At 46.5% G+C, this 9,056-nt stretch carries 11 protein-coding genes and 4 tRNA genes; 13 read left to right on the top strand and 2 right to left on the bottom strand.

All coding sequences use genetic code 11. The features are described from left to right. The first annotated feature begins 14 nt into the window (after positions 1-14). From HP568_RS28755 to HP568_RS28700, 12 genes are all read left to right on the top strand, one after another. Positions 15-91 (top strand) — tRNA-Asp (locus HP568_RS28755). Between the two features lie 31 nt (positions 92-122). After that, a tRNA-Phe gene (locus HP568_RS28750) sits at positions 123-198 on the top strand. A 5-nt stretch (positions 199-203) separates the two neighbouring features. After that, positions 204-279, top strand: a tRNA-Lys gene (locus HP568_RS28745). Positions 280-319: 40 nt separating this feature from the next. After that, positions 320-395 (top strand) — tRNA-Gly (locus HP568_RS28740). Positions 396-541: 146 nt separating this feature from the next. Continuing rightward, positions 542-2,185, top strand: a complete 1,644-nt coding sequence (locus HP568_RS28735; protein WP_048034969.1) for a tetratricopeptide repeat protein — start codon at positions 542-544, stop codon at positions 2,183-2,185. Positions 2,186-2,249: 64 nt separating this feature from the next. Next, on the top strand, positions 2,250-3,209 hold the full coding sequence (gene trxB / locus HP568_RS28730) for a thioredoxin-disulfide reductase (protein ID WP_048034968.1): 960 nt from the start codon (positions 2,250-2,252) through the stop codon (positions 3,207-3,209). A gap of 235 nt (positions 3,210-3,444) precedes the next feature. Then, positions 3,445-4,326, top strand: a complete 882-nt coding sequence (gene rapZ, locus HP568_RS28725) for an RNase adapter RapZ (RefSeq protein ID WP_048034967.1) — start codon at positions 3,445-3,447, stop codon at positions 4,324-4,326. A 78-nt stretch (positions 4,327-4,404) separates the two neighbouring features. Then, positions 4,405-5,415 (top strand): gluconeogenesis factor YvcK family protein, encoded by a 1,011-nt coding sequence (locus HP568_RS28720; protein ID WP_048034966.1) that lies wholly within the window; start codon positions 4,405-4,407, stop codon positions 5,413-5,415. Positions 5,416-5,423: 8 nt separating this feature from the next. Further along, positions 5,424-6,371, top strand: a complete 948-nt coding sequence (gene whiA, locus HP568_RS28715; protein ID WP_048034965.1) for a DNA-binding protein WhiA — start codon at positions 5,424-5,426, stop codon at positions 6,369-6,371. Between the two features lie 49 nt (positions 6,372-6,420). Beyond that, a complete protein-coding gene (locus HP568_RS28710; RefSeq protein ID WP_048034964.1) occupies positions 6,421-6,678 on the top strand; it encodes an HPr family phosphocarrier protein in 258 nt (85 codons plus the stop codon). 127 nt (positions 6,679-6,805) lie between these two features. Next, positions 6,806-6,988, top strand: coding sequence for a hypothetical protein (locus HP568_RS28705; protein ID WP_007720436.1), 183 nt, complete (start codon positions 6,806-6,808; stop codon positions 6,986-6,988). Between the two features lie 10 nt (positions 6,989-6,998). Then, complete coding sequence (locus HP568_RS28700; protein ID WP_007720438.1) at positions 6,999-7,184, top strand: H-type small acid-soluble spore protein; 186 nt, start codon at positions 6,999-7,001, stop codon at positions 7,182-7,184. Positions 7,185-7,297: 113 nt separating this feature from the next. Here HP568_RS28700 and clpP read toward each other — a convergent pair whose 3' ends face one another. Together clpP and HP568_RS28690 are read right to left on the bottom strand one after the other, a co-directional pair. After that, positions 7,298-7,900, bottom strand: coding sequence for an ATP-dependent Clp endopeptidase proteolytic subunit ClpP (gene clpP / locus HP568_RS28695; protein WP_007720441.1), 603 nt, complete (start codon positions 7,898-7,900; stop codon positions 7,298-7,300). 131 nt (positions 7,901-8,031) lie between these two features. Then, a complete protein-coding gene (locus HP568_RS28690; protein ID WP_048034962.1) occupies positions 8,032-8,253 on the bottom strand; it encodes a hypothetical protein in 222 nt (73 codons plus the stop codon). Positions 8,254-8,468: 215 nt separating this feature from the next. Between HP568_RS28690 and HP568_RS28685 the strand changes: the two genes are divergently transcribed. Then, on the top strand, positions 8,469-8,942 hold the full coding sequence (locus tag HP568_RS28685) for a copper amine oxidase N-terminal domain-containing protein (RefSeq protein WP_048034961.1): 474 nt from the start codon (positions 8,469-8,471) through the stop codon (positions 8,940-8,942). Positions 8,943-9,056 lie beyond the last annotated feature (114 nt).

The raw sequence follows: 9,056 nt of genomic DNA, 5'->3' as shown, positions 1-9,056 counted from the left end.
CAAACCTTCTATATGGAGCTGTGGTGAAGTTGGAGTTCACGCCGGTCTGTCACACCGGAGGTCGCGGGTTCGAGTCCCGTCAGCTCCGCCATTCTTATTCAAGAGTGGCGAACAAAGTATATGGCTCGGTAGCTCAGTCGGTAGAGCAGAGGACTGAAAATCCTCGTGTCGGCGGTTCGATTCCGTCCCGAGCCACCATGTACGAGCCATTAGCTCAGTTGGTAGAGCATCTGACTTTTAATCAGAGGGTCGAAGGTTCGAGTCCTTCATGGCTCACCAGTTTTTTCAATCGGACAAATATAAATAGTTGATAAGATATGCGGACGTAGCTCAATTGGTAGAGCGTCGCCTTGCCAAGGCGAAGGTCGAGGGTTCGAGACCCTTCGTCCGCTCCATTTTTGTTCGTAAACACCACTTGCTATGGGCCAGTGGTGTTTCTTGCTTTATCCGCTGAACACTTTAAAAGACGAGTCAGCTTGTAGGGTGCCGATGCTTCTGGTACGATACTTGGAGTGTAAGCTCCTACGATGTTGGAGGTTTTATGAAACATAACAAAAGTATTTTGAAGAAAACGACCGTCGTTGACTTTAAGCAAGATGCTGCTTTTTTTGTTGACCGAGGCATGCGTTGTTTGAATCGGTACGACTATGATAAAGCATTGCGTTCATTTCGCCGAGCAGTTGAAATGGAGCCGACGAATGCAGAATGCCACTGCCATTTGGCTAGTGCTTTAGCTGAGACCGGACAGTTTGAAGCGTCGAATGAAGTCCTCTATGAAGTGATAGAAAAATGGGACCCATCGATGACAGAAGTGTATTTTTACATGGCGAACAACTATGCCAACTTAGAAGATTACCATATGGCAGAAGAAATGGCTGTTCGCTATTTACAAGAAGATAGCACCGGACCGTATCGGGAAGATGCCGAAGAGCTCCTCGACTATATTTACTTTGAGCTGGACATGCCACCGCGCCACTTCCTCCCAAGTGAAAAAGAGGACGTATACAGCAAGCATGAACGAGCTCGTCGCAGTCTGGAAGAGGGACGTTTCCTGGAGGCATTGGATACCTTAAAAGAAATCATCGAGGCTGATCCTGACTTTTTGCCAGCGTGGAACAATTTGTCTCTCGCCTACTATTATGCTGGGGAATTCCAGAAGGCGATGGAGACAATCGAACAGACGCTGGATAAGGAAGAAGGAAACCTGCATGCACTTTGCAATTTGGCGGTTTTGCTCTCCCATCACAATCAAACGGTAGAGCTGTTGAGCTTGATTGATATGCTGAAAAAGGTCGTTCCGTTCCATCCGGAAAATACGTATAAGCTCGCAACAACAATGGGAGTGCTTGGCCAGCATGACGAAGCGTATTTCCATTACCAGCGCATGCTGCGAAATGGACGGCCACATGAAGCATGCACGTACCACTACGCTGCGATCTCCGCTTATTTGAGCGGGAAAAAGGATCAGGCACTGCGCTGGTGGCAAAAAGCCAAGCAGTTAGATCCAGAAGCAGGAATCGCAGATCAATACATTCAAATGGTAAAAAACGAACAAGAAGGGGAGACTATAAAACCGATCCCCTACCAATACAATACGACCCAGCGTGATGTTTCTTGGGAAAAGGCTTCATTCACGGGAGTGGAAGATTTTAAAACAGACCCGATGATCCGTGCTTCCCTTCTCTGGGCGTTGCAGCATGGACGCGATGAAGTGAAATTCGCCGTGCTACAAACCTTGTCTCTGATCGGAGACGATGAAGCGGAAACTGCGGTCCGTCAATTTTACTACCAGACGGATAACCAACAACTGCAAAAGCTGGCTTTGCTGGCTCTGGCTGATATGGGTGCAGACATGCCGGAAGGAACTCCTGATGAAGCGAATGGTTCACCGAAGACGGAAGAGGGAATGAGCAGTATAGAAGAAGGCATAAGCCGTTATTTGCTCTCGCAGGGCAAGCAAGAGGCTGGAGAATGGTGCCTTGATGCATGGCGCAAGCATCATGAATATGCCCAAAGTCGTGTACAAGTGCGAAAAGAAGTAGCGTGGATCGCAGCATTAGAATATGTATACGGAACGATAACGAACGAAAAACAGTCACAAGCCCTTCTAGCTCAAAAATACGGCATTTCTGCCGCTACCTTGGCAAAGTGCGTCAAAGTTTTGTCGACACTTGATTTTAAATAGATTATTACATTATAATTAATTTAAATAAGGAAACAGAACTGTGTGAGACGAGGAGGCAACAAGCATGAGCGATCAAAAAATTTATGATGTTATTATCGCCGGAGCTGGCCCTGCTGGAATGACGGCTGCTGTATATACATCCCGTGCGAACATGAGCACATTGATGCTGGAGAGAGGGATCCCGGGCGGTCAAATGGCGAACACGGAAGATATCGAGAACTACCCAGGCTTCACTTCCATTCTTGGCCCTGATCTCTCTACAAAAATGTTTGAGCATGCACAGCAATTCGGTGCGGAGTATGCTTATGGCGAGATCAAGGAAATCCGCGATGAAGAGCCGTACAAGCGCGTTATCACGGGTGACAAGGAATACTTGACCAAATCTGTTATTGTGGCAACTGGTGCAGAGCATCGTTTGCTCGGAGTACAAGGCGAAAAAGAATTGTCCGGCCGTGGCGTTTCTTACTGCGCGGTATGCGACGGTGCATTTTTCCGCAATAAAGAGCTGGTGGTTGTTGGTGGAGGAGACTCCGCGGTAGAAGAGGCTGTGTTCCTTACTCGCTTCGCTTCCAAAGTGACGATCGTTCACCGTCGTGATCAGTTCCGTGCACAGAAAATCCTGCAAAAACGCGCTTTCGATAACGAAAAAATCGAAGTGATCTGGGATACAGAACTAAAAGAGATCCGTGGTGAAGGCAAAGTACAAGCGGTTCTCTTGGAAAACACCAAAACAGGTGAACAAAGAGAATACCCAGCAGATGGTGTATTCATTTACGTAGGTATGGACCCATTGACTGCAAGCGTCCGTCCACTGGGCATCACCAACGACGCAGGCTACGTACTGACAGACGAAAAAATGAACACCAAAGTAAAAGGTGTTTTTGCAGCAGGAGATGTACGCGAAAAAATGCTGCGCCAGGTCGTGACAGCTACTGGAGACGGTTCTATCGCTGCTCAATCTGCTCAACACTATGTGGAAGAGCTGAATGAAAAGCTAAAGGAACAAAATGTCACAATCTCTTAACCTGCTTGTAACATGGGTGAAATAATTCAAGAGTAATCTATAGACAATGAATTGACCCCCTTATCTATATAAACAATTGTTGCGTGGCTGGCATTCAGTCACGCATCTTTTTTTCTAAAAAAGCATGTACGCTTGTAGAAGACGTCATTGGAAAAACTGGGGAAGCCGTTCAAAAAGGTGCGAATAAGGTCGACAATATGGTATGCTATTGTCAGAATCGTAGGAGGCGAGTTGCGTGACGGAATTGGGAAACGACAAGGCCATGAATCTCCTGATTATTACCGGAATGTCAGGTGCGGGAAAGACAGTTGCTGTACAAAGCTTGGAGGACCTGGGCTTTTTTTGTGTAGACAACCTACCCCCTGTACTGATTCCCAAATTTGCTGAGTTGGTCAAACAGTCTGGTGGGAGTATTGAGCGAGTCGCATTGGTGATTGACTTGCGAGGGCGTGAGTTTTTTGAAAATCTAGCCGTAACTATGGAGAGCCTCAATCAAATGAATGGATTATCGTACCACATCCTTTATCTGGATGCGAACGATCAGACATTGGTTTCTCGCTATAAGGAAACACGTCGCAGACATCCGCTTTCCCCGAACGGTTCGCCTTTGGAAGGAATTCACGCTGAGCGCCGTTTGCTGGAGGAAATGAAGGGCTGGGCGCATCAGATTATTGATACGAGTCAATTGAAGCCAGTTCAGCTTCGAGAAAAAATCATCAACCAATATGGTCAACAAGGATCACCACTTACGATTAATGTATTGTCGTTTGGTTTCAAATACGGCTCACCAATAGACGCTGACTTGATGTTCGATGTCCGTTTTTTGCCTAACCCGCATTATGTGGAGGATTTGCGTCCGAAAACAGGATGTGATCCAGAGGTGGCAGAGTATGTGATGCAGCACAAGGACACAAAAGAATTCTTAGAAAAACTTACAGACTTTTTGGGGTACACCCTGCCGCATTACCAGCGAGAAGGAAAAAGTCAACTTGTGATAGGAATTGGATGCACCGGTGGCAAACATCGCTCGGTCGCCATTGCAGAACATTTGGGAGAAACCTTTGGCAAAGATTTTTCTGTCCGTGTCAGTCATCGAGACATGGAGAAGAACAAATGAGCATAAGATGGCAGGAAAGACTGAAACGCGCATAAATAGCCACCTGTGGTATGTGTATTAGAAATAATGAGGTGACATATGCCTACTAAGGGAGTCGGGAGGCTACAGTCAAGGCCATTACGGGTAGTCGTTATTGGCGGAGGAACGGGTCTGTCCGTCCTTCTACGCGGTTTAAAGCACGAGCCGGTGCATATCACAGCGATTGTTACGGTAGCAGACGATGGGGGAAGCTCTGGACGTTTGCGAGAAGAAATGGATATGCTTCCACCTGGCGACATTCGAAACGTCTTGACTGCTCTGGCCGATACAGAGCCATTGATGGAAAAAGTCATGCAATATCGTTTTTCCACAGGCACGGGATTAGCAGGGCATAATTTGGGAAATCTATTACTTGCAGCGATGAACGAAATCACTGGAGACTTTGTCACCGCAGTCAAAACATTAAGCGGGGTTTTGGCAGTGCGTGGAGATGTATTGCCAGCTTCCACGCAATCGATTCAGTTGAAAGCGGAAATGACAGATGGATCTCTCGTAATCGGAGAATCCCAAATACCGTTGACTGGCAAAGAAATCAAGCGGGTGTTTCTTGACCCGGAGGATGCTGTTCCTCTGAGCGAAGCCCTGTTGGCTATTGCCGACGCGGATGCCATTTTGATTGGGCCTGGCAGCTTGTACACGAGTATCCTGCCCAATTTATTAGTACGCGGGTTATTTGAAGCGATTACACGCGCACAAGCCCCGAAAATCTATATTTGTAACGTCATGACACAACCGGGGGAGACAGACGGTTTTTCTGCATCCCGGCACGTGAATGTCATGTATGAACATGTAGATAGACCATTTCTGGATACGATCATTGTCAATTCAGCCGAGCTGCCTACCCATGTATTGGACAAATACGCGGAAAAAGGAGCAGCTCCTGTCCGATGTGATTTAAAGCAACTGCGCCAACTCGGTCTGCATGTTGTGGCGAGGCCGTTAGTCACATTTGAGGACGGTTACCTACGTCATGATGCACATGCTGTCAGCAAGCAGATTGTGTCACTGGTCAGACGAAGACGGAAGGTGCTGAAGATAGAGAAGGAGTAGTGAAGTCGATGTCATTCGCCGCGCATACCAAAAAAGAACTTACCATGACGGAGGGTGCCGATTGCTGCAGCAAGGCAGAGCTCTCAGCCTTGATTCGGATGAATGGAAGTCTGCAGTTTGGAGCCGGACGACTGGTGCTGGATGTGACGACAGAGAACGCGGCGATTGCCCGACGTATTTACACGTTAATCAAGAGGCTGTTTCAGATACACGCTGAACTGCTGGTTCGCAAAAAAATGCGTTTGAAAAAGAACAACGTTTACATTGTGCGTATTCCGAATAAGGCCAATGAGGTTTTGCAAGACTTGGGCATCATGGATCAAAGCCTGTCGTTTATCCCAGGAATCGCCCCTGAGATCGTGAAGAAGTCCTGTTGCCGCGCTGCTTATTTGCGGGGAGCTTTTTTGGCGGGGGGATCTGTGAATCATCCAGAGGCATCCAGCTATCATCTGGAGATTTTTACTTCCTATCAGGATTTTTGCGAAGCATTGACCAAGATCGCCAATCGGTATAAACTAAATGCCAAGTGCATCGAGCGGAAAAAAGGGTATGTTCTCTATATTAAAGAAGGCGAAAAGATTACAGAGTTTTTGAGCTTGATTGGAGCTCATCAGGCGCTTCTGTATTTCGAGGACGTTCGAATCGTAAAGGACATGCGGAACTCAGTAAACCGTTTACACAATTGTGAAATCGCCAACATAAACAAAACGGTGAATGCAGCCACCAGACAAATGGAAAATATTCAGCTCATCGATCAAGAGATGGGATTGGAGAATTTGCCAAAACGTCTGCGAGAGGTCGCGGAGCTTCGAGTGGCTCATCCTGACATCAATTTGAAAGAATTGGGTGAGATGGTGCCAAGCGGAGTAGTGAGCAAATCGGGCATTAACCACCGCTTGCGAAAAATTAACGAAATCGCTGACAAAATACGAGAAAAACAAAATATTTCGATGTAGATGCATGTTATACTAAAGGATAATAGTCTACAAGTGAGGAGGTCCATTCATGGTTCAACAGCAGGTCGTGGTTCAGTTAAAGACCGGTTTGCAAGCTCGTCCAGCAGCCTTTTTCGTTCAGGAGGCTAACCGTTTTGCATCGGAAGTATTCGTAGAAAAAGGCAACAAGAAGGTCAATGCGAAAAGCATCATGGGTATCATGAGCCTCGCAATCAGCTCTGGAACGGAAATTACCATTTTAGCAGAAGGGCCGGATGCCTCCCAGGCAGTCACCAGCCTTACGAATCTGGTAAGCAAAGAAGAATAGAGTCACGAGAGACACTTTTCCCGTATGGGAGGTGTCTTTTTTTGTTGATCATCTTGATGAATATGTATCAATTCACTTCGGGCAGGGCATTTCTAACCATGTATATTGCATGAAGGAGGAATGACACATGAGTAACCGTGATAAGTGTTACGAAGGCCGCGATTGTTATGATATGGACATTGATCGGATGGTGAACGAGGGACTGGGAGGTGGAGTTGTTTCCGACCAAAACGGCCTGATTGAAGAAACAACTGTAGACACGATGACAGGGGCGTCGTCAGCCAAGCAAGCCCTTGAAGATGAGCAATAGGGAGCCGCTTATGAATGTAACGAGAGCACAGGCCATTATGAGCTCCGACGACCATATCAAGGTAGAGTACGAAGGACAAGCCGTTTGGATCGATGCTGTAGACGAAAAAACGTCAACAGCACGTGTACATGAGGAAAAAAATCCAGGACATAGCCGGACGGTCTATGTCAGTCAGTTAATGGAAGTATCACCATGATTCATCGAAAAAGCCGAGCAAACCAAGGGAAGCCTCTTGGGACTTGCTCGGCATACAAAAAACACTCGGCCCGTAGTTCAGGCACGAGTGCTTCTTTTTTTACTAGGTATCTCTTATTTTTTGGAAGACGGTTCGGAAGTGATGACTTTGTCAATCAATCCGTACTCTACTGCTTCTGCGGCAGAGAGGAAGTTGTCGCGATCGGTATCCTTTTGGATGCGCTCCAAAGGCTGTCCAGTGCGTTCAGCCAGGATGGTGTTCAGATGATCACGCATCTTCAAAATACGTTTTGCGGCAATCTCAATGTCGCTCGCTTGTCCTTGGGCTCCACCCAATGGTTGGTGGATCATGACTTCACTGTTTGGCAGAGCAAAGCGTTTGCCTTTTGCCCCCGCAGCCAGCAGGAATGCTCCCATCGAAGCAGCCATTCCGATACAAATGGTGGATACATCTGGCTTGATGAAGTGCATAGTATCGTAAATTGCCATACCAGCAGTAATAGAACCGCCTGGGCTGTTTATGTACAAGTGAATGTCTTTCTCCGGATCTTCCGCCTGAAGGAACAACAACTGTGCCACAACGATATTGGCTACGGTGTCGTTGATTGGGGTTCCCAGAAAGATGATGCGGTCTTTGAGCAGGCGGGAATAAATGTCGTAAGCACGTTCCCCGCGGTTTGTCTGTTCAATGACGGTTGGAATTAAATTCATATGCATCTAGTCTTCCTCCTCTCTTTGTAACAATATCATACACAAAAGGTCAATGAAGGTCAAACACATAAGTGCGCGCCCTCACTACCATGTTTGCCAATTTCCCTCTGTCTAAACCTACTCGAAAAAGAAAACATTCATTCCTTAGAATTCTCATCGGCTTCGGTCAAATCGACGGCGAGTTTCAGCGTGGCTTTCATCTTTTTTCCCTTGATGATCGTATATTCATCGATTTGTTTGGCCTGTAGCTGATTGATGGCTTCCGCCAGCTCTTGTTGATCTTTGTATGGTTCAATGGTCAATAAGCATTCCTCGTCACTGGCCTCTTGATAAATGAGAAAAAAACGTTCCCCTGCCATGGTAAGCCTCACTTTCGAAAGTTATCCACAATGTTATGCACAGGTTGTGCACAAAAACATTTGTTCGTGGGATATTTTATTTTTTTCCTAGTCTTGTCATGTTTAGTGAGAGAATTACATAGGAAATGTATGGGATAAAAAAGAAGGAAAAAGTTGATTCGTGTCGAACTTTACAAAATTGGAATTCATTTCATGATATTTAAGGGGTGTTTATTATGCTTCGCAAGTTTTCTACAATGATGCTGACAGCGGCTCTTCTAACAGGAAGTGTAGCGGCAACGGCTGCGTTTGCCCAAACGGCGCCTGCGCCTGCTCCTGTACAGCAACAAAAAATCAAGGTTCAGCTAAACGGCAAGGAGTTCCCATTCCCACAAGAAATCGTTACTGAAAATGGTGTTGCGTATGTGAATGCGAGCACATTGGCGATTGCTTTGGGTGGTTCCGCAGCATGGGATAGCACGACCAAATCTCTGCTGGTTGCCAAAGACAATACGTACGCTCTGCGTATGTACGAAAACAAAAACTTTGCTTATAAAAACGGCAAAGAAACCAGTGTAGCAAATCCGCCACGTCCAGTGACCGGAGCAGTGCTCGTTCCTCTCGTATTCATTGCCCAAGAATTGGGTGCAAAAGTAGAGTACGATGCAAAAACGCTCACTTACAAGCTGAGCATTCCAATTAATTCCTAGAAATGAATGGAACTTCTCATCAAGATAGCCACTTCTATGCGTAGAAGTGGCTATTTGCTTTAATACGACACGTGTACGCCTCTATCAGCAGACAGCGATAGAGGCTTTTTAATT

This window comes from Brevibacillus sp. MS2.2 (assembly GCF_013284345.1).
Lineage (GTDB): Bacteria > Bacillota > Bacilli > Brevibacillales > Brevibacillaceae > Brevibacillus > Brevibacillus brevis_C.
Note: the sequence above shows the minus strand (reverse complement) of the source record. Positions and strands in the feature narration are given on the sequence as shown.

Bases quoted from the DNA above. Each gene is read 5' to 3' on its own strand.
- HP568_RS28735 (WP_048034969.1), top strand. From the start codon at position 542: ATGAAACATAACAAAAGTATTTTGAAGAAAACGACCGTCGTTGACTTT.
- trxB (WP_048034968.1), top strand. From the start codon at position 2,250: ATGAGCGATCAAAAAATTTATGATGTTATTATCGCCGGAGCTGGCCCT.
- HP568_RS28720 (WP_048034966.1), top strand. From the start codon at position 4,405: ATGCCTACTAAGGGAGTCGGGAGGCTACAGTCAAGGCCATTACGGGTA.
- whiA (WP_048034965.1), top strand. From the start codon at position 5,424: ATGTCATTCGCCGCGCATACCAAAAAAGAACTTACCATGACGGAGGGT.
- HP568_RS28710 (WP_048034964.1), top strand. From the start codon at position 6,421: ATGGTTCAACAGCAGGTCGTGGTTCAGTTAAAGACCGGTTTGCAAGCT.
- HP568_RS28705 (WP_007720436.1), top strand. From the start codon at position 6,806: ATGAGTAACCGTGATAAGTGTTACGAAGGCCGCGATTGTTATGATATG.
- HP568_RS28700 (WP_007720438.1), top strand. From the start codon at position 6,999: ATGAATGTAACGAGAGCACAGGCCATTATGAGCTCCGACGACCATATC.
- clpP (WP_007720441.1), bottom strand. From the start codon at position 7,900: ATGCATATGAATTTAATTCCAACCGTCATTGAACAGACAAACCGCGGG.
- HP568_RS28690 (WP_048034962.1), bottom strand. From the start codon at position 8,253: ATGGCAGGGGAACGTTTTTTTCTCATTTATCAAGAGGCCAGTGACGAG.
- HP568_RS28685 (WP_048034961.1), top strand. From the start codon at position 8,469: ATGCTTCGCAAGTTTTCTACAATGATGCTGACAGCGGCTCTTCTAACA.